The 17,716-nt window shown below is 67.8% G+C and carries 20 protein-coding genes and 1 tRNA gene; 16 read left to right on the forward strand and 5 right to left on the reverse strand.

Annotated features, from left to right (window positions below):
* The first annotated feature begins 45 nt into the window (after positions 1-45).
* The 3 genes from rph (at position 46) to ACI3KU_RS09110 (ending at position 2,374) form a co-directional block, all read left to right on the forward strand.
* Positions 46-777 (forward strand): ribonuclease PH, encoded by a 732-nt coding sequence (gene rph, locus ACI3KU_RS09100; RefSeq protein ID WP_404921996.1) that lies wholly within the window; start codon positions 46-48, stop codon positions 775-777.
* Positions 774-1,379, forward strand: coding sequence for an RdgB/HAM1 family non-canonical purine NTP pyrophosphatase (gene rdgB, locus ACI3KU_RS09105; protein ID WP_404921997.1), 606 nt, complete (start codon positions 774-776; stop codon positions 1,377-1,379). Before rph ends, rdgB begins: the two co-directional genes overlap by 4 nt.
* A 74-nt stretch (positions 1,380-1,453) precedes the next feature.
* The gene (locus tag ACI3KU_RS09110; RefSeq protein ID WP_404921998.1) at positions 1,454-2,374 is read left to right on the forward strand and encodes a cation diffusion facilitator family transporter; all 921 of its coding nucleotides are present in this window, start codon (positions 1,454-1,456) and stop codon (positions 2,372-2,374) included.
* A gap of 18 nt (positions 2,375-2,392) precedes the next feature.
* On the opposite strand, the gene ligD is transcribed toward ACI3KU_RS09110, so the two are convergent.
* Positions 2,393-4,756 carry a non-homologous end-joining DNA ligase gene (gene ligD, locus ACI3KU_RS09115; RefSeq protein ID WP_404921999.1) on the reverse strand — a complete coding sequence of 788 codons (2,364 nt, stop codon included), beginning with the start codon at positions 4,754-4,756 and terminating at the stop codon, positions 2,393-2,395.
* 85 nt (positions 4,757-4,841) lie between these two features.
* On the opposite strand from ligD, the gene ACI3KU_RS09120 reads away from it, so the two are divergent.
* On the forward strand, positions 4,842-5,666 hold the full coding sequence (locus ACI3KU_RS09120; RefSeq protein WP_404922000.1) for a Ku protein: 825 nt from the start codon (positions 4,842-4,844) through the stop codon (positions 5,664-5,666).
* A 49-nt stretch (positions 5,667-5,715) separates the two neighbouring features.
* On the opposite strand, the gene ACI3KU_RS09125 is transcribed toward ACI3KU_RS09120, so the two are convergent.
* Both ACI3KU_RS09125 and ACI3KU_RS09130 read right to left on the reverse strand, forming a co-directional pair.
* A complete protein-coding gene (locus tag ACI3KU_RS09125) occupies positions 5,716-6,399 on the reverse strand; it encodes a DedA family protein (RefSeq protein ID WP_404922001.1) in 684 nt (227 codons plus the stop codon).
* Between the two features lie 47 nt (positions 6,400-6,446).
* A tRNA-Leu gene (locus ACI3KU_RS09130) sits at positions 6,447-6,528 on the reverse strand.
* A 160-nt stretch (positions 6,529-6,688) separates the two neighbouring features.
* On the opposite strand from ACI3KU_RS09130, the gene ACI3KU_RS09135 reads away from it, so the two are divergent.
* From ACI3KU_RS09135 to ACI3KU_RS09160, 6 genes are all read left to right on the forward strand, one after another.
* Positions 6,689-7,837 carry a CpaF family protein gene (locus ACI3KU_RS09135; protein ID WP_404922002.1) on the forward strand — a complete coding sequence of 383 codons (1,149 nt, stop codon included), beginning with the start codon at positions 6,689-6,691 and terminating at the stop codon, positions 7,835-7,837.
* Complete coding sequence (locus ACI3KU_RS09140; protein ID WP_404922003.1) at positions 7,834-8,697, forward strand: type II secretion system F family protein; 864 nt, start codon at positions 7,834-7,836, stop codon at positions 8,695-8,697. Before ACI3KU_RS09135 ends, ACI3KU_RS09140 begins: the two co-directional genes overlap by 4 nt.
* On the forward strand, positions 8,694-9,638 hold the full coding sequence (locus ACI3KU_RS09145; protein ID WP_404922004.1) for a type II secretion system F family protein: 945 nt from the start codon (positions 8,694-8,696) through the stop codon (positions 9,636-9,638). The genes ACI3KU_RS09140 and ACI3KU_RS09145 overlap by 4 nt, the downstream gene beginning before the upstream one ends.
* A gap of 108 nt (positions 9,639-9,746) precedes the next feature.
* Positions 9,747-11,102: a sensor histidine kinase gene (locus ACI3KU_RS09150; RefSeq protein ID WP_404922005.1), complete on the forward strand. Its 1,356-nt coding sequence runs from the start codon at positions 9,747-9,749 to the stop codon at positions 11,100-11,102.
* A gap of 10 nt (positions 11,103-11,112) precedes the next feature.
* Entirely contained in the window at positions 11,113-11,760 is a 648-nt protein-coding gene (locus tag ACI3KU_RS09155) for a LuxR C-terminal-related transcriptional regulator (RefSeq protein WP_404922006.1), read from the forward strand.
* 34 nt (positions 11,761-11,794) lie between these two features.
* On the forward strand, positions 11,795-12,058 hold the full coding sequence (locus tag ACI3KU_RS09160) for a hypothetical protein (RefSeq protein ID WP_404922007.1): 264 nt from the start codon (positions 11,795-11,797) through the stop codon (positions 12,056-12,058).
* 37 nt (positions 12,059-12,095) lie between these two features.
* Here ACI3KU_RS09160 and ACI3KU_RS09165 read toward each other — a convergent pair whose 3' ends face one another.
* Complete coding sequence (locus ACI3KU_RS09165; protein WP_404922008.1) at positions 12,096-12,605, reverse strand: hypothetical protein; 510 nt, start codon at positions 12,603-12,605, stop codon at positions 12,096-12,098.
* A 128-nt stretch (positions 12,606-12,733) separates the two neighbouring features.
* On the opposite strand from ACI3KU_RS09165, the gene ACI3KU_RS09170 reads away from it, so the two are divergent.
* The 4 genes from ACI3KU_RS09170 to ACI3KU_RS09185 are packed head-to-tail and all read left to right on the forward strand — an operon-like array spanning position 12,734 to position 14,124.
* Positions 12,734-12,916, forward strand: a complete 183-nt coding sequence (locus ACI3KU_RS09170; protein ID WP_404922009.1) for a hypothetical protein — start codon at positions 12,734-12,736, stop codon at positions 12,914-12,916.
* On the forward strand, positions 12,913-13,317 hold the full coding sequence (locus tag ACI3KU_RS09175; protein WP_404922010.1) for a TadE/TadG family type IV pilus assembly protein: 405 nt from the start codon (positions 12,913-12,915) through the stop codon (positions 13,315-13,317). Before ACI3KU_RS09170 ends, ACI3KU_RS09175 begins: the two co-directional genes overlap by 4 nt.
* Entirely contained in the window at positions 13,286-13,714 is a 429-nt protein-coding gene (locus tag ACI3KU_RS09180) for a TadE/TadG family type IV pilus assembly protein (protein ID WP_404922011.1), read from the forward strand. The genes ACI3KU_RS09175 and ACI3KU_RS09180 overlap by 32 nt, the downstream gene beginning before the upstream one ends.
* Positions 13,714-14,124, forward strand: a complete 411-nt coding sequence (locus ACI3KU_RS09185; RefSeq protein ID WP_404922012.1) for a hypothetical protein — start codon at positions 13,714-13,716, stop codon at positions 14,122-14,124. The genes ACI3KU_RS09180 and ACI3KU_RS09185 overlap by 1 nt, the downstream gene beginning before the upstream one ends.
* On the opposite strand, the gene ACI3KU_RS09190 is transcribed toward ACI3KU_RS09185, so the two are convergent.
* Entirely contained in the window at positions 14,121-15,386 is a 1,266-nt protein-coding gene (locus ACI3KU_RS09190; protein ID WP_404922045.1) for an MFS transporter, read from the reverse strand. The genes ACI3KU_RS09185 and ACI3KU_RS09190 overlap by 4 nt on opposite strands.
* Positions 15,387-15,532: 146 nt before the next feature.
* Here ACI3KU_RS09190 and prfB point away from each other — a divergent pair, with 146 nt between their 5' ends.
* Positions 15,533-16,642 carry a peptide chain release factor 2 gene (prfB, locus tag ACI3KU_RS09195; protein WP_404922013.1) on the forward strand — a complete coding sequence of 370 codons (1,110 nt, stop codon included), beginning with the start codon at positions 15,533-15,535 and terminating at the stop codon, positions 16,640-16,642.
* Positions 16,643-16,824: 182 nt separating this feature from the next.
* The gene (locus ACI3KU_RS09200) at positions 16,825-17,652 is read left to right on the forward strand and encodes a DUF2690 domain-containing protein (protein WP_404922014.1); all 828 of its coding nucleotides are present in this window, start codon (positions 16,825-16,827) and stop codon (positions 17,650-17,652) included.
* Positions 17,653-17,716: the final 64 nt, after the last annotated feature.

Consider the following 17,716-nt stretch of genomic DNA (forward strand, 5'->3'; position numbering starts at 1 on the left):
CCGGCGGCCGAGCAGCATCCATTCCCTTCGAGAGGACGCAGACCCATGACCGAGATCGTTCGCGCCGACGGCCGCGCCACCGACCAGCTTCGCCCCGTCACCATCGAGCGCGGCTGGAGCGCGCACGCCGAGGGATCGGCGCTGGTGAGCTTCGGGGGGACGCGGGTGCTGTGCACGGCATCCTTCACCAACGGCGTGCCCCGCTGGTTGACCGGCAAGGGCAAGGGCTGGGTCACGGCCGAGTACGCCATGTTGCCGCGTGCGACGAACAGCCGCAACGATCGCGAGAGTGTGAAGGGTCGCGTTGGCGGCCGTACGCACGAGATCTCCCGACTGATCGGTCGCGCCCTGCGCGCTGTCGTGGACACCAAGGCGCTGGGGGAGAACACCCTCGTCATCGACTGCGACGTCCTTCAGGCTGATGGCGGAACCCGCACTGCGGCCATCACCGGCGCCTATGTCGCACTGTCGGACGCGATCGAGTGGGGTCGGGAGAAGAAGTTCATCGGACAGCGCTCCCAGCCGCTGATCGACTCCGTCTCCGCGGTCTCCGTCGGCATCATCGACGGCACCCCGATGCTCGATCTGGCCTACGTCGAGGACGTCCGCGCGGAGACCGACATGAACATCGTGGTCACCGGTCGCGGTCTGTTCGTCGAGGTGCAGGGCACTGCAGAGGGAGCCCCGTTCGACAAGCGCGAGCTCGATGCCCTTCTGGAGCTCGGCGTCGCCGGCTGCGCGGACCTGCGCGACATTCAGACGGCGGTCTTGGCATGAGCGTCGACCGCGTCGTCCTCGCCACCCACAATGCGCACAAGGTGGCCGAGTTCCAGGCCATCGTCGCAGCGGTGCGGCCCGACCTCACCGTGGTCGCCTACGACGGCCCCGAACCCGTCGAGGACGGAACCACCTTCGCACAGAACGCACTGATCAAGGCGCGTGCGGCGGCCGCGCACACTGGTCTCCCGGCGCTTGCCGACGACTCCGGGCTGACCGTCGCCGTGCTCGGGGCAGCCCCCGGGGTGTTCTCGGCCTACTGGGCGGGACATCAGAAGGATGATGTCGCCAACCGGCGTCTCCTGCTCGACCAGCTCAGCGACCTCGCCCCGGAGCATCGTGCGGCGTTCTTCACCTCGGTGATCGCTCTCGTCACCCCGAGCGGCGAGGAGCACGCGGTGGAGGGAATCTGGCCGGGACGACTGGCCACGAGCGAGAGCGGAGAGAACGGATTCGGATACGACCCGGTCTTCCTTCCCGACAACGAAGACCGTACGCCGGGGACCCGTTCGGCCGCCGAACTGAGCCCCGCGGAGAAGAACGCGCAGTCGCATCGGGCGCGCGCGTTCGTTGCGCTGCAGCCGCTGCTTGCCGAACTCTGACGCTGATAATCGTCCTCATTCCCGACTAGGCGAAACGACCCCGCGCACCCGTGCGGCCCGCCTAGCCTGGAGGCATGCACGATCACGCACCGTCCACCGGAATCCGAGGCGCAGGGAACCGTCGCCTGCTGGCGATCTCGCTGACCATCACGTCGACCGTCATGGTCGTCCAGGTGGTCGGCGCCATCCTGTCGGGCTCGCTGGCGCTGCTCGCCGATGCCGCGCACATGTTCACGGACGCCTCCGCGCTGGTGATCGCGCTGATCGCCAGCGCCGTCGCCGCCCGACCCGCGGATGACCGTCGGACGTTCGGGTACCAGCGGGCCGAGGTGCTGGGCGCACTGATCAACGCGGTCATCCTCGGTGTGCTCGCCATCACGGTGGGCGTCGAGGGCGTGCAGCGGCTCATCAACCCCGGTGAGGCGGAGGTGCAGGGCGGGCTGATGCTCCTCATCGCGGTGGTGGGAGCCGTCGCGAATGCCGTCTCGATGTGGCTGCTGTCTGCCGCGCAGAGGAAGTCGATCAACGTCCGTGGGGCCTATCTGGAGGTGATGGGCGACCTGATCGGATCGGTCGGGGTCATCATCGCCGCCATCGTGATCCTCATCACGGGCTGGGTGCGCGCGGACGCGATCGCCTCGCTGTTCATCGCCGCGATGATCCTGCCGCGCGTGTTCACCCTGCTTCGCGAGGTGATCTCCGTGCTTGCCGAATCCGCGCCGAAGGGCACCGACATCCCCGACATTCGCACGCACATCCTGGGCTATCCCGGCGTCCGCGCGGTTCATGACGTGCACGTCTGGCAGCTCACCCGCGGCGCGCCGGTGTTCACCGCCCACGTGGTGGTGGATCCGGAGGCGTTGAGCGATGGCGGCAGCGCCCGGATGCTCGCCGACCTCCAGGGGTGCCTGTCCCAGCACTTCGATGTGGAGCATTCCACTTTCCAGCTCGAGCCGGACGGCCACGCCGAGCACGACGACGCCGTCCACCGCTGATGACGGGGACGTGACTCCTCAGGTTTCGCGCACGACGGTCGCTGGATCGACATCCGGGCGCAGGCCCCGCCAGCGCGCGTGACGGAGGTGTCCGTTCGGACTCCACTCCGCGAACTCGACCTCGCCCACCAGCTCCGGACTCACCCAGATGGCATCGGATGCATCTGCGGCGGGGACGTCGCTGAATGCCGGCTCGGCGATTCCCAGGGGAACCAGTCGGCGCAGCAGTGCCGCCGCGGCCTCTTCGCTGAAACCGGTGCCGACGCGGCCGGCATAGTGCAGCGTGCCATCGCTCTGCCACACGCCCATCAGCAGCGAGCCGATCGCGCCGGTTCGGTTGCCCTTGCCGGGACGAACCCCGCCGATCACGACGTCCTGGGTGGAGGTGAGCTTCACCTTGAGCCATGATTCGCTGCGAACTCCGGGGCGATAGGGAGAGGCCGGGTCTTTGACCATGATTCCCTCGAGGCTGCGCTCGGACGCGGCATCGAGCGTGGCGAGGACATCGTCGAACACCGGTGGAACGATGATCGACGGGCCCGCGTCCGCTGCGATGCGCTCGAGCGCGCGGCGTCGCTCGCGCAGCGGGCGAGCGGTCAGGTCCTCATCGGCGTGCAGCGCGTCGAAGAGGAAGTACGACACCGGAGTGCGCGCCGCTTCGCGCTCGATCTCGAACGCCTTCGTGAGGTGCATCCGATCCTGGAGACGAGGGAAGTCCGGACGCCCGTTCGCGTCGAGGGCGACGATCTCACCGTCGACGATCGCATCGGCGGCACCGAAGCGTGCGGACCCCTCGGCGGCGATCTCGGGGTAGCGGGCCGTGACGTCGCCCCCGGTGCGGGAGAACAGGCGGAGGCGAGACTCGGACCACACACCGATGACGCGAACGCCGTCCCATTTGAACTCCACCCACGAACCCCATCGTCGTGCCGCCGCGGTGGCGAGGGCACTCGTGCTGCCCACCGCGAGCATGGGAGCGGTGAAGCCCGTCGGAGCAGGCCGCGGGGCGTAGGTCTTCGTCTGCACGGAAGACCGCGTGCGATGCAGCAGCCACTTCGATTTCTCACCGCTGCCGTCGGTGCGAAGCAGTGCGATGCGCACATCGACTGCCGGTCCGCTTCCGCGCAGGGTCACGATGATCTCGTCGGGTCGCCATTTCTCCAGGTCATAGGTGCCGGTATCCCAGATCGTCATGGTTCCCGCGCCGTAGGCACCAGCGGGGATGGTCCCGGCAAAGCCCAGGTAGGAGACCGGATGGTTCTCGGTCTGCACCGCCAGCACGTTCTGCTCGCTGGTCTCGGGAAGTCCCTTGGGGACGGCCCAGCTGACCAGCACACCTTCATGTTCGAGGCGGAGGTCGTAGTGCAGATGTGAGGCGTGATGCTCCTGAATCACGAAGCGGCGGCGGTCGGTGGGCAGCGCATCAGGCGAAGTGGGCAGCGGCTCCGGCGTGGGGCGAGTGCGCTTGGCCAGGTAGGTCGCGAGCAGCCCGGGCGCGGGGTCGAGGCCCGCAAGGAGATCGCCGTGTTCCGCTACGCGGTCCAGCACCTCGGTGAACTCCAGCTGGCGGAGATCCACCGCGCCCAGTTCGTCCCACGTGCGCGGTGCCGCGACCGTGGGTCGCAGGCGACCGCGCAGTGAGTATGGCGCCACCGTTGTCTTCTTGCCGTTGTTCTGGCTCCAGTCGATGAGAACACGTCCCACCCGCGCCGCCTTCGCCATCCCGCTCACCACCAGATCCGGCCGATCCTGTTCCAGAGCGCGAGCGAGCGCCTTGGCTACCGCGCTGGTCTGCTCGGATGATGCGCCGGCGTCCAGATGCGCATACAGGTGGATTCCCGAGCCTCCGCTGGTGAGCGCGTAGGGTTCGAGCCCCATGCCGCGCAGCAGGTCGCGGGCGAGGAATGCCACCTCGGCGCAGTGGGCGAGTCCCGCGCCCTCGCCGGGGTCGAGATCCAGCACCAGCCGATCGGGGATTCCCGGCTGACCCTGAGCATCGAATCGCCACTGGGGGACGTGCAGTTCCAGGCTGGCGGACTGCGCGAAATAGACCAGCGTCGCGGCATCAGTGACCAGCGGATAGTCCTTGGTCCCCGTGCTGTGATCGATGCCGCTGCGCGGAATCCACGACGGCGCGCCGGGTTCTAGCTGCTTGGCGAAGAAGGGTTCCTGGGGCACCGCGGCGGTGCCCACACCATCGGGCCAGCGCTTGCGCGTCACCGGACGACCGACGACGTGGGGCAGCAGCGCGGGTGCGATGCGGGCGTAGTAGTCGATGAGCTCGGCCTTGGTGGTTCCGGTCTCGGGATAGAGCACCTTGTCGAGGTGGCTGAGGCGCAGCGAACGCCCCTCCACCTGCACGTTCACCGATGCCTCTGCCACCTGGTCAGATTAGGACATCGATCGCCCGGGCGCCCGTTGCGTTCCGGGGTGGCAGGGGGGTGCCGCCGTGGTGTGTACTGGGGCCATGCGCTCCATCTGGAAGGGTGCCGTCACCTTCGGCCTCGTCAACGTCCCTGTCAAGGTCTACTCCGCTACGGAAGACCACGACGTCTCTCTGCACCAGGTGCACAACGCCGACGGCGGGCGGATCCGCTATCAGCGCATCTGCGAGCTGGATGGCGAGATCGTGCCGTTCTCCGACATCGATCGCGCCTACGACAACGGTGAGCAGACAGTCATCCTCACCAAGAGCGACCTGGATGCGCTGCCCGCGGAGCGCAGCCGTGAGATCGAGGTCGTCGAGTTCGTACCCAACGCGCAGATCGACCCGATCCTGCTCGACAAGCCCTACTACCTGGAGCCGGACGGCAAGTCACCGAAGGCCTACCTGCTCCTGCGCGAGACCCTGGAGCGCAGCGATCGCACCGCCATCGTGCGCTTCACGCTGCGGCAGAAGACGCGGCTCGCGGCGCTTCGCGTCCGCGGTGACGTGCTGGTGCTGCAGACGCTGCTGTGGGCGGACGAGGTGCGTGAGCCGGTGTTCGCGTCCCTCACCGACGCCGAGCCCGTGTCCGAGAAGGAACTGGAGCTGTCGGCGGCGCTCGTGGAGACCTACGCCTCTGATTTCGAACCCGCCGGGTTCACCGACGAGTATCAGACGCAGCTGCGCACGCTGATTGACGCCAAGCTCGAGCGTGGTGACGCGGTCGACACCGAGGAGACCTTCGGTCCGCGCGGCGACACCGGGGGCGGCGAGGTCATCGACCTCATGGACGCGCTGCGCGCCAGCGTGGAGCGCTCCCGCGCCGCGCGCACGGACCAGGCGGGCGACGAAGCAGCGGCAGGCTGAGACGAGTGATGCCCTGCCGATTCCGGCAGGGCATCACCGATTCACCGGATTAGACGGTGGGCTCCTCCGTCGGGGCCGCAGCCTTCTCCTTCGCGACCTTGCGGCGCTCGTTGAAGTAGTGCACAAGGGTGACCAGCGCGGAACCCGCGACAGCGACGATCAGGATCACGTCGATGTACTGGGTGACGAAGTCGGCGACCCACGGGATGTAGGCGATGAGGTAGCCAGCGAAGGTCAGACCGAAGCCCCAGAGGATCGCGCCGATGAGGTTGTACAGGCTGTAGCGCTTCCACGGCATGTGTCCGACACCGGCTGCCACCGGGGCGAACGTCCGCACGATCGGCACGAAGCGAGCCAGGATCACCGTGATCGGGCCGAAGCGCTCGAAGAAGGCGTTGGTGCGAGCGACGTTCTGCTTGCTGAACAGGCCCGAGTCCTTCTTCTCGAAGATCGCAGGCCCGCCCTTGTGGCCGATGTAATAGCCCACCTCACCACCGACGAAGGCGGCGAGGCCGATCAGCAGGCTGACCCACCAGATGTTGAGGCCGAACACGTTGACCGTGTGGGTGAGCAGGCCCGAGATGATCAGCAGCGTGTCGCCGGGCAGCAGGAAGCCGATGAGCAGCCCTGTTTCCGCGAAGATGATCGCGCACACCACGAGCAGTGCCCACGGCCCCGCGGCTTCGATGATGACCTGTGGGTCGAGCCACGGGATGAGTCCGAGCTGGTGCACTGGCGGATTCCTGTTCTGGTCTGGCGGCAAGAAAGGCCGTCTGGCCGTGCGGGTGGTGGGACTTGAACCCACACGCCCTGAGGCACAGGAACCTAAATCCTGCGTGTCTGCCAGTTCCACCACACCCGCGCAGTACCGATTCTATCCGTTCACCCCCGCCCGCACTCTGGGGAAGTGCCGGGGGAGAAGCTGTGATCCTGCCATGAATGGTCGTGGTGCCGATTCACCAGACGCGAGCGACTGTGGACAGGGGACGCGGCATCGCATCCACTCCCGCCAGGATGTCGCCATGTCGTCCGCCTCTGTCGCCGTGTCCGATGTCGTCGAACGGGTGCGTGATCGCCTGCGCGAGGAGCAGATCGACCCGGCGCGCGAACGCGATCGGGCCCTGCAGGTGGCGCGCACGGAGATCCGTCGGCACAATGATCGGGCCCTGGCGCGCGGCAGCGGGGTCATCGAGGACGAGGCACAGTGCGTCTCGCAGGTGCTGGCGTCGGTGGCCGGCTTCGGCGCGCTGGAGCCCTATCTTGCCGATACCTCCATTGAAGAGATCTGGATCAACTCGCCCGATCGGATCTTCGCTGCCCGCGACGGTCTGCCGATGCGGCTGCCACTCACTCTCACCGAGGAGGAGGTGCGCTCCATCGTCGAGCGCATGCTCAACTCGACCGGCCGTCGCGTTGATTTGAGTCAGCCGTTCGTGGATGCCTCGCTGGTGGACGGATCACGAGTTCACGTGGTGATTCCGGATGTGGTTCGCGCACACTGGACGGTGAACATCCGCAAGTTCCTCGCCCGATTCCGAGACCTGGACGGACTGGTCGACGCCGGCGCACTGCCGCCGTCACTGGCGTACAACCTGACGCAGGCGATGACGCAGGGAGCCAGCGTTCTCGTGTCGGGCGCGACCCATGCCGGAAAGACCACGATGTTGAGCGCGCTGATCGCGGCGGAGCCACCGGCGCACCGCATCATCACGGTGGAGGAGACCTTCGAACTCGCGGTCGACGCCCTCGACGTCGTGGCGATGCAGGGCCGTCAGCCGTCGCTCGAGGGAACCGGTGAGATTCCGCTTCGCCGTCTCGTGAAGGAGGCCCTGCGCATGCGACCGGATCGCCTCGTGGTGGGAGAGGTCCGCGACGCCGAGGCGCTGGATCTGGTCCTCGCGCTCAACACGGGTGTGCCCTGCGCCGCCACGATCCACGCCAACAGCGCCGCAGAGGCGCTGGACAAGCTGATGTCACTCACTCTGCTGGCGGGGCGCAACGTGGATCGGGCTTTTGTCGCACCGGCGATCTCTCGCAGCGTCGACCTGGTCGTGCACTGTGAGCGGCGTGCCGACGGCTCCCGGCGCGTGGCCGAGGTGCTCGCGCCGGAGATCGACGCCACGGGTGAGCCGGCCGCGCTGGTCCTCTACCGGGCGGAGCGGGCGGCATGACGGCGCTCTGGGCGATCTGCTTCGCGGCGGGAGTGCTCTGCATCGCGTCCGTGTGGTTGTGGCCCCGACGGGAGGGGCCTGCCGCGGTCGTCCGTCGCCCCACGTCCGCCATGCGCACGCTGTTGGCCGAGGCGGGCGCCTCCTCGTTGTCGCCCGGGGCGCTCATGATTGTCGTGGCGGTGTCGGCGCTCGTCGCAGCGTCGGCGGCGTGGATCCTGACGCGGCTGCCAGTGCTCGTCGTCCTGGCCCTCATCGCGGGTGCCGTTGTGCCGTTCTCGGTGCTGCGTTCCCGCCGCGCTCGTCGCCAGCAGGATCGCCGATCGGTGTGGCCCGACGTGTGCGATCTGCTGGTCGCGTCGGTTCGAGCGGGGCAGAGCCTCCCGGACGGTGTCGCGGCGCTCGCGGACCTGGCACCGACGCCGGTACGGGCCGACTTCCGCCAGTTCCGGGCCGATCTCGCCGCCTCCGGCCATTTCGACTCGGCCGTCCTCGCGCTGAAGGAGCGGCTCGCCGATCCGACCGCCGATCGCATCGTGGAGACGCTGCGGATGGCGCGTCAGGTGGGTGGCACCGAGCTGCCGAGCGTGCTGCGCTCGCTGTCAGCGGCGGTCCGTGCCGAGGCCGCCGTGCGTGGTGAGGTCACCGCGCGCCAATCGTGGATCCGCGGAGCGGCAGTGGTCGGGGTGGTGGCGCCGTGGGTGATCCTCGGGCTCCTTGTCGCGCGTCCCGAAGGAGCGGCGGCTTACTCCACGCCGATGGGTGTGGTGCTGATCGCCGCGGCTGCCGGGGTGTCGTTCATCGCGTATCGGCTGATGCTGCGTATCGGCCGACTGCCGGAGCCGAGGCGGTGGTTTCGATGACCACGGCGCTCACGGACGCCGCAATCGCGGTGCTGCTCGGCACGGTGCTGGGGAGTGGGCTCTGGTCCATCCTCGCCGCGCTCCCGCATTGGTCGGCTCCGCAGCTGATGCGTCGGATCGCGCCCTACGTCCGCGACGTCACCGACCCGGCGGGGACGAGTCTGCCCGGGCCATCCCTGATCGACCCGGCTGCCGGGCTGACAGCGCTGCTGCGGGCGACATGGCGGACGCTTCGCCGACGCCTGGTGCCGCTGCTCGGCGGGACCGACGCGCTGACGGCGCGACTGCGGCGCGCGGGCTGGGACGTCGGGGCCGAGCGATTCCGGGAACGCCAGCTCGCGATCGCGCTGGGCGCGGCAGCACTCGGTGCGCTCGTGACCGTCGGCTTGGCACTCACCGGACGATTCTCGATCCCCGCGCTTCTGCTTCCCGTCGCCTTCGGAACGGCGGGCTTCATCGGCACCGACATGTGGCTCACGCAGGCGGTGAGACGTCGTCGGCAGCGCATCGAGGATGAGCTGCCCACGGTGCTGGAGTTCCTTGCCCTGTGCTTGGCCGCGGGGGAGAGCCTGCACGATGCGGTCAAGCGGACCGCTTCCGTCGGCGTTGGGGCACTCGCCAGCGAACTGCGGGCCGTCACGCTCGAAACCGGAACGGGTTCCAACCTCGCCACAGCGCTCGCGACGGCGGGGGAGCGGATCGACGTCCCCGGTGTGAGTCGGGCCTTCGATCACTTGCTGTCGGCGCTGGAGCGGGGCGCTCCGCTGGCGGCGGTGCTGCGCGATCAGGCGTCGGATGCGCGCGAGGATCGAAAGCAGGCGATGCTCGACCAGGCGGGACGTAACGAGGTGACGATGCTGTTCCCGCTTGTTTTCCTCATTCTGCCGCTTTCCGTGCTGCTCGCTGTGTTCCCGGGCATCCATCTGCTGCGCCTCGGCTGAGCGGCAGTGTGCGGGTGCCTCTGCTCGGGCAGGATGGGGGATAACCCCCGTATCAGTTCGTACGCTTCTCGGATGTCGTGAGCGTGCGGGATTCGGGAGCCTGGAGACATGACACAAATGATGCAGAGCCCGCCCCTGACGAGCCCGTCCACCCCCACTGAACGTCGGGGATATCTCGAGCTGTGGCGCCGTGCGCCCGGGACGTTCGTCGCCATCGCGGGTACGTTCGGTCTCGGGATGGGCACGATCGTCGCCCTGTTCGGCCTCTTCTTCACTGGCGCGGCGCTGACGATCCTCGGCGTCGGCCTGGTCCTCATGGCCTTCTCGCTCATCGTGGCCCGGAATCTCGGTCAGGTGCACGTGCGAATGTTGCGGCGGTCGGGGCTGCCCACCATCCCCGAGCCGTATCGAGCCCATGCCCAGTCGCGCATCTCCTCCTGGAGCGCGGCGCGTGAAGAGCTCCGCAGCACCCACGACTGGGCTGCCCTGGTGCACGGACTGATCGTGAGCTTCGTGCTGTCGACGGTCAGCTTCTGCGTCGCGCTGCCCTGGGTGGCTCTCGCCATCCTTGGCCCCCTGACGCCGCTGTGGGAGCCGTTCTCCGGCGTCGGCAACCGAGCGTGGGCGGCGCAGCTGATCGAGAACGTTCCGTTCCTGTCCGGCTGGAGTCCCTCCGCCGTGGTGATGATCGTGCTGGCAACCGCGGGCCTGATCGCGCTGGCGACCCTTCCGCTGGTGCTGCGCGGGCTCGTGCGGATGCAGTGGAGCGCAGCGCGAGCGATGCTCGGGCCGTGGGCGGGCGACGATCTGCAGGCGCAGATCGACGATGAGCGTGAAGCACGGCAGGCGGCCCTGCACGCAGAGGACTCCGACCTGCGGCGCCTGGAGCGGGATCTGCATGACGGCCCTCAGCAGCGGCTCATCCGCCTCCAGATGGATCTCGGTCTGCTGGAGCGCCGGGCCAAGTCGGGCGATGCCGACGCCGCCGCCGAACTGGCTGCGCGTGCTCGTGCCGGTGCTCAGGAGACGCTCGCCGAGCTGCGCGCGCTGTCCGCCGGGGTCGCGCCGCCGCTCCTGCAGGATCGTGGATTCGCGGCCGCGGTGGAATCGCTCGCCGAGGTGGCCGGAATCCCGGTGAGCCTCGAGCTGGACCGATCGATCGACGATCTGCTCTCGTCCGAGGCGGCGCGCAGCCTGTACTTCGTGACCGCAGAGCTCCTCACCAACGTTGTGAAGCACGCCGATGCCGGTCGCGCCGCGGTCTCGGTGGCACGCACCGGGGACAGCGTGGTGCTCCGTGTCACGGATGATGGCATCGGCGGCGCTGTCGTCCGCAGCGCACACGGTCTCGCCGGCCTGCAGGAGCGCCTCCGCGGCCTGCGCGGTCAGCTGGAGATCGAGCCGGCAACGTCGGGAACGGCGATCCGCGTGACGGTCCCGGTGACCGCGTTCGCTGCTCGGTAGGTTGAGGAACATGTCAGGGCTGCGCGTCGCCGTCATCGAGGATTCGGTTCTGCTCCGCGAAGGGTTGGTCCTGCTGCTGCAGGAACTCGGCCACACGGTGGTCGCGGCCTGGGGTGATGCGGCAGCCCTCGGCGACGGCAGCTCGCTGGAGGCGGACGTTCTGGTCACAGACGTCCGCCTCCCGCCCGATTTCCGCGACGAGGGGCTGGTGGCGGCGAAGAAGCTCCGGCGTGACCGCCCCGAGATCGCCGTGCTAGTGCTCAGCCAGTATGTCGAGGGTGTCTACGCGCGGGAGCTGCTGGCATCCGGGGAGGGCCGCGTCGGCTACCTGCTCAAGGACCGCATCACGTCGGTGGACGATCTTGACGATGCGATCACGCGCGTGGTGGACGGCGGCACCGTGCTGGATCCGAAGGTGGTGGCGCAGTTGTTCGCGGCGCAGCGTGACCCGCTCGAGGCGCTCACCGCTCGTGAGCGTGAGGTCCTGGTGCTCATGGCGGAGGGGCAAAGCAACAGTGCGATCGCCGAGCGCCTGTTCGTCGGGACAGGAGCAGTCGAGAAGCACGTCCGCAGCATCTTCGGGAAGCTCGGTCTCGAGGAGTCGTCGGCCGAGAATCGTCGGGTGCGAGCCGTGATCACGTGGCTGCAGCGGTCGTGACGTCGGGCGGCCTGGCATCTGCGACGATGGACACGTGGCCTCCGACGACCCGACCGCACGTCTGAGCGCCGTGCTAGCAGAATCCGAGTACCGGGATCTCGCAGATCGCCTCGCCGAGGTTGCGGTGGACCTGCGTGATCGGTCCGGCATGGATCAGCGCACGATGTTCACCCTGTTCAACCGGGCACTCTCCGCGGCCGACGAGGACGACGATCTCGTGCGGGACGCACTTGAGGTCGTCATCGACCGCATCAGCGGCTGGTGCGAGCCGCACCGGCGCATCTTCCCCGAGCCGTGAACGGGCTGGGGTGCGTGTCCGCGTCCAAGTGCGACGACTACTCACAGGCGGTGGCCTCGAACGCCTCCTCGGTCATCACCGTGACATTGCCGCCGTATGGGCTCTCCCCGCTCAGCACCTCGCCCGGGGCAAGGGACGCGAGCTGTGACATCATGACGTTCTCAATCAACGGTGTGCGTGCATCGTAAGGGAAGAAGAGACTGCCGTTCCCACCGTAACCACTCACATTGAACCCCCCACCCGCATCGGAGAGATCCACATCGTCGACGGTGAGGCGGGATATTCCCGCGGTGTGTATGCCGAGGGAGAAGTCGTCCCGCTCGCCAGGCCGTGCGGACACGGAAGCCGACGGTGTGGCGAAGATCTGGGGTTCGAACACCAGGAGTTCGTCGATGTAGCCCTCACATACGACGAGCATGACCGAGAGGGTCCGCTCGCGCAGGTCGTAGCCGGTCAGCGCAATCGCTCCAACGACGGCCGGGGAACACCCGGTCAGGCCCGTGATCGCGACCAGCAGACCTCCCAGGGCGATGAAGCGGCTTCTCATGGTCGGAGAGTAGTCCTGCGGCGAGCGCACAGGGCACGAGCGTTGCCGAATCGACATCTTGCCGCGGTGCGCCGGGTGCATGTGGATTGGTGAATTCTCATGATCCGACGCGATGCCACAGTGTGCGGATGTGGAAGAAGCTGAAGATGCGGGCGAGCGCGGCACTCCTGGGCGAGCGCGGCGACGTGCCCGGGTGGGTGCTCATCACTATGATGACCGCGGCATTGGTCATGGTGATCTGGGCGTTTGCGGGTGATGCCCTGATCAATCTGGTGGATAACGCCCTGAAGGGCGTCGTCTTCACGCCATGATCGTGGCGAACCGCCTCTGGCGCGACGAGCGTGGTTCCGCGGTCGTCGAGTTCACGCTGGTCGGGACGCTGCTCACCCTGATGACCGTGGCCGTGATCCAGATCGGCATCGTGATCCACGTCCGCAACACCGTCCACGACGCGGCCGTTCAGGCAGCGTACGAGGCGGCACTCGCCGACGTCACTGCGGACCAGGTCGAGAGCATCGTCCGAGATGTGGTGCGCTCCGCCGTGGGCTCCGATCTCGTCGGCGATGTCCGGTCGTCCTACACCGACGCCCTGGGCGTGCCGACACTCGAAGTCCGAGTCACCGCCGTGCTGCCGCTCATCGTGTTCGTCGGGATCCCGGACGGGTTGGAGGTGGTGGGGCGTGCGCCGGTGGAGTCGCTGGTGGTCGAATGATGACGGATCCGCATCGCTGGAGTTCATCGTGGCTGGCGTGGTTCTCCTGATGCCGATCATGTATCTCGGCGTCGCCTTGAACGGCGTGCACAACCAGGCGATGGGGGTGCAGACCGCCGCGCGCCAGATCGCGCGCGCCCTGAGCTCGGGATCCGGCTCGCCGGACACCGTTCTGGCTGCAGTGGCAGCCGAGTACGGAATGGATCCCGATGCGATGCGGGTGGAGATCTCCTGCCGTCCCGTCGCGGACCCGTGCCCGGCTCCGGGTGCCTTTGTCACGGTGCGTGTCACAGCGGACGCGGTGCTCCCGCTTGCCCCGGCAGTCCTGGATATTGCGCAGTCCACGGCGATTCCGCTGGAATCTGTTCTGGTGCATCGCATGCCGGACGGCCCCTGATGAGACTCCGCGACGACGCGGGAAGCCTGCTGCCGCTCGTCATCGGCTACGGGGCCCTGACCGCCGTGCTCATGATCACAACCATCGACCTTGCGAGCTTGAATGTGGCGCAACGGGGACTCGATGCCATCGCAGAGGCCGCCGCGCTCGCTGCCGCGGATACCTTCACACTGAGGGTGACCGACGGCGAGCCCCGTGCCGTGTTGACGGCACCGGCTGTAGCGGCAGGTGCGGCCTTGCTGCTCGAGGCGACGCCGGGAGAGGCGGTGCTGGTCGAATCCGACACCCCGGACGGCTCGAGCGCGGTCGTCACGGTGCAGACGACCTGGCATCCACCGCTGTTCAGCATCGTGGTTCCTGACGGAGTGACGCTGCGGTCGACGGCCATCGCTCGCACCGCGATCGGCTAGCCTTCATCCCCGCCGGGATTCGGAGCCGTAGGCCCCAGCTGCGCGCGCGGGATGAACTTCGGCACCCAGCGGATGAAGCCGAGGGCCCCCGCGAAGGCCACGATGCTCATCAGCCCCGTGGCCCACGCCAGCGACAGTAGGGCGGTGATCGCAGAGATCAGCACCGGTGCGAGTGCGCCGCCGGCATCGGTGAGCGTCCGCCACGAGCCGAGGAACGGAGCGGGGTCGTGCTGCGGCGAGACATCGGCACCGAGCGTCAGCAGAATCCCGCTGGACAGGCCGTTGCCGACACCGAGCACCATCGCGAAGGCGGCGAACCACATCGTCGAGCTGGGCAGGTCGTGTGTCAGCGCCAGCGCGCCGAAGCCGAGCCCCATGAGAAGCATCGCGGGCAGGGCTGCCCACAGTCGTCCGAAGCGGTCCATCACCTGACCGCTGGCGTAGAACAGAGCGAAGTCGATCGCGCCGGAGAGCCCCACGACCAGCGCGATGCTCTGTGCATCGAGTCCGATCGAGACGCCCCACAGCGGCAGGATCGCCTGACGCGCGGATCGCACCGCCGACAGCGACGCCGCCGCCACTCCGAGTCGCGCGAGAACACCGCGGTACCGCCACATGGTGCGAAAGACGCCTTCGTGCTGCGGGATGATGGCGATGCCGCCGGTGATCGGCTCGCCGGTGTCCGCGGGTGAGGCCTCGCGTGCCGTGGGCTTAGTGGGAAGCGGCGCCACCGCTTCGGGGTCCGGTCCGAAGACCACGAGCGCCACCGCCGCCAGCAGACACAGTCCGAGGAACCAGATGCTCGCGCGCTCGTCCCCGAACACCCACAGGAGCCCGGCGGCCACGAACGGACCGATGAACATCCCGAAGCGGAACGACCCGCCCAGCAGCGACAGCGCGCGTGCGCGGAAGGAGAGGGGGACGCGGGTGGTCATGAACGAATGCCGCGCCAGCGCGAACGCCGCCGCACAGAACCCGATGACGAGTGCCGCTGCCATCAGCATCGCCACGCCGGTGGCAAACGCGAGAAGGCCGACGCCGACCAGCGCGAGCAGCCCGGAGCTGATCATGGTGCGGCGCTCGCCGAAGCGGGCCACCGCCCACCCCGCGGGCAGGTTGCCGCACAGCTGACCGACCACGAGGGCGGCGACGATGAGCGAAGACATCGCGATGTCCGCCCCGAGTTTCGTGGCCAGCACGGGAAGCAGAGGCACGACGGCCCCTTCGCCCAGACTGAACAGGACGGTGGGGCCGTAGATCATCGGAGCGAGACGCTTGAGGATCTCGCCCGTGGAGGGTGCGTCTGTCACTGTGCTCGCTCTCCGTCGCCTCGCAGGGGACTCATCCACCCTACGCCGCTCGTCCCACGCCGCGGAGAGGTGCCCGCGACCGCTAGGCTGAGGAGGCCATGCTCGATTACGAATTCACCTCCCAGATCGCTGCCGTCCGTTCCACGTTCGATGACATCCGTGCCGTCGTTGACGTCGACGGGCTGCGCGCCGATATCGCCCGACTGAGCGAGGAAGCCGGTGCGCCCGATCTGTGGGATGACCCGGATGCCGCGCAGAAGGTCACCAGCGCCCTCAGCCACAAGCAGGCAGACCTCGGCCGCGTCGAGGCGGTGGAGCGCCGTCTCAACGACCTGGATGTCCTCGTCGAACTCGCCAATGAGATGGAAGACGCCGATGCGGAGCAGGAAGCTCGTGACGAGCTGGCCGCTCTGGAAGGCGTGGTGAGCCAGCTCGAGGTGCAGACGCTGCTCGATGGCGAGTATGACGAACGCAGCGCGGTCGTCACGATTCGCTCGGGTGCCGGCGGCGACGACGCCACCGACTTCGCCGAGATGCTGATGCGCATGTATCTGCGCTGGGCGGAGCGCAACAAGTACTCCGTGAAGGTCATGGACATCTCCTACGCGGAAGGCGCTGGTATCAAGTCCGCGACTTTCGAGGTCGACGCTCCGTACGCCTACGGCACGCTGTCCGTCGAAGCCGGCACTCACCGCCTGGCGCGGATCAGCCCGTTCGGGTCCGCAGACAAGCGGCAGACCAGCTTCGCCGCAGTGGAAGTCATCCCGGTGATGGAGGAGGCCGTCGAGGTCGACATCCCCGAAGGCGACCTGCGTGTGGACGTGTTCCGCTCCTCGGGCCCCGGTGGTCAGTCGGTCAACACCACGGACTCGGCCGTGCGCCTCACCCACATCCCCACGGGCATCGTGGTGTCGATGCAGAACGAGAAGTCCCAGATCCAGAACCGTGCCGCCGCGATGCGCGTGCTGCAGACGCGACTCCTTCTCCTGAAGAAGGAGGAGGAAGCCGCGAAGAAGAAAGAGCTCGCCGGTGTGATCACAGCGAGCTGGGGCGATCAGATGCGCTCATACTTCCTCTATGGCCAGCAGCTGGTGAAGGATCTGCGCACGGGATACGAGGTCGGAAACCCCGCGAGCGTCTTCGACGGCGACCTGGATGGCCTGATCTCCGCGGGAATCCGCTGGCGCAAGCGCAAGATCGAAGACTGAGCGGCGCCTCGGCGCTGACCCGCCGATTCGTGGTGTCTGAGGGCTTTCGGAAACGTTCAGTGACGTAATTCGTACGTCACTGGTTGGCATCGGAAACATCCGGACTGATAGGAAGAGGAACAGTTTTCACGCTGTGTCCCCTCCTTCACCCGAACGACCGCACCGTCCCGCTGGGAGCACCGATGTCCGTACCCGAATCCGTTGCGAACCCCCAACCTGCTGAGCCCGAGAACGATTCTGCTGCCGCCTTCTCTGTGGATCTTCGTCGATTGAGGCTCGCGGCTGATCAGCCCACGCTCGACACTATCGCGCGTGCGGCGGGAATCTCGCGAACCATCCTGTCGGAGACGTTCAACGGCAAGGCCCTGCCGTCGGCGCGCACGATCGATCGTGTCGTGCGCTACCTGGGTGCCGATCCGGCGCCGTGGCTCGAACGTCGTGATCGACTGGCCGCCGCGAACGGAGTGTCGACGTCGTCAGAAGAATCCGAACCCGCGGTCGAATCGCAGCCCCGCCGCACTGTCCGTGCACGCACCGCCGCGCTTCTCACGGTTGCCGGAGTTGTCGCTGGTCTCGTCATCGGTGGGGGTGTCGGTTTCGGTGTGGGCGCGGCCAACATGGCGGCGACCCCGCTCGCAGAGCGAACCCAGATCGCCGTCCAGAACGGTCTGGATCCGGCGAAGACCGCGTGCGTGGACGATTCGAAGGTCGTTGTGGCATCAAAGCGCACCAACAACACGCTGTTGGAGATCAAGTGGTCGAACAAGTGCACCGCGGCGTGGGCGCGCGCCACACGATACGACGAGCAGCAGATGGGCAACTCGATCACCGTGAGCCTGTACCCGCAGATGAACCCGGACTCGGCCGATCGTCAGACGGCCACCGCCTCTGATGTGAACGGCGTCTACACCCCTCTGCTCGTTCGGCCTGGCGATGACCTGTTGTGTGCTGTCGCCTCGATGACACTGGGCGGAGAGGAGATCGACCTCGGCGAGCCGCTGTGCACGTGACGCCCCGAGAACAATATGCCGGGTCGGGTGTCGCTCGGCGGTCCTGCAATGGCCCCGACGTAGG

This window comes from Microbacterium sp. ZW T5_56, assembly GCF_044987425.1.
Lineage (GTDB): Bacteria > Actinomycetota > Actinomycetes > Actinomycetales > Microbacteriaceae > Microbacterium.

What these genes read in the sequence shown, in the direction of transcription:
- rph (WP_404921996.1), top strand. Translation starts at nt 46, where the DNA reads ATGACCGAGATCGTTCGCGCCGACGGCCGCGCCACCGACCAGCTTCGC.
- rdgB (WP_404921997.1), top strand. Translation starts at nt 774, where the DNA reads ATGAGCGTCGACCGCGTCGTCCTCGCCACCCACAATGCGCACAAGGTG.
- ACI3KU_RS09110 (WP_404921998.1), top strand. Translation starts at nt 1,454, where the DNA reads ATGCACGATCACGCACCGTCCACCGGAATCCGAGGCGCAGGGAACCGT.
- ACI3KU_RS09120 (WP_404922000.1), top strand. Translation starts at nt 4,842, where the DNA reads ATGCGCTCCATCTGGAAGGGTGCCGTCACCTTCGGCCTCGTCAACGTC.
- ACI3KU_RS09135 (WP_404922002.1), top strand. Translation starts at nt 6,689, where the DNA reads ATGTCGTCCGCCTCTGTCGCCGTGTCCGATGTCGTCGAACGGGTGCGT.
- ACI3KU_RS09140 (WP_404922003.1), top strand. Translation starts at nt 7,834, where the DNA reads ATGACGGCGCTCTGGGCGATCTGCTTCGCGGCGGGAGTGCTCTGCATC.
- ACI3KU_RS09145 (WP_404922004.1), top strand. Translation starts at nt 8,694, where the DNA reads ATGACCACGGCGCTCACGGACGCCGCAATCGCGGTGCTGCTCGGCACG.
- ACI3KU_RS09150 (WP_404922005.1), top strand. Translation starts at nt 9,747, where the DNA reads ATGACACAAATGATGCAGAGCCCGCCCCTGACGAGCCCGTCCACCCCC.
- ACI3KU_RS09155 (WP_404922006.1), top strand. Translation starts at nt 11,113, where the DNA reads ATGTCAGGGCTGCGCGTCGCCGTCATCGAGGATTCGGTTCTGCTCCGC.
- ACI3KU_RS09165 (WP_404922008.1), bottom strand. Translation starts at nt 12,605, where the DNA reads ATGAGAAGCCGCTTCATCGCCCTGGGAGGTCTGCTGGTCGCGATCACG.
- ACI3KU_RS09170 (WP_404922009.1), top strand. Translation starts at nt 12,734, where the DNA reads ATGTGGAAGAAGCTGAAGATGCGGGCGAGCGCGGCACTCCTGGGCGAG.
- ACI3KU_RS09175 (WP_404922010.1), top strand. Translation starts at nt 12,913, where the DNA reads ATGATCGTGGCGAACCGCCTCTGGCGCGACGAGCGTGGTTCCGCGGTC.
- ACI3KU_RS09185 (WP_404922012.1), top strand. Translation starts at nt 13,714, where the DNA reads ATGAGACTCCGCGACGACGCGGGAAGCCTGCTGCCGCTCGTCATCGGC.
- ACI3KU_RS09190 (WP_404922045.1), bottom strand. Translation starts at nt 15,386, where the DNA reads ATGATCTACGGCCCCACCGTCCTGTTCAGTCTGGGCGAAGGGGCCGTC.
- prfB (WP_404922013.1), top strand. Translation starts at nt 15,533, where the DNA reads ATGCTCGATTACGAATTCACCTCCCAGATCGCTGCCGTCCGTTCCACG.
- ACI3KU_RS09200 (WP_404922014.1), top strand. Translation starts at nt 16,825, where the DNA reads ATGTCCGTACCCGAATCCGTTGCGAACCCCCAACCTGCTGAGCCCGAG.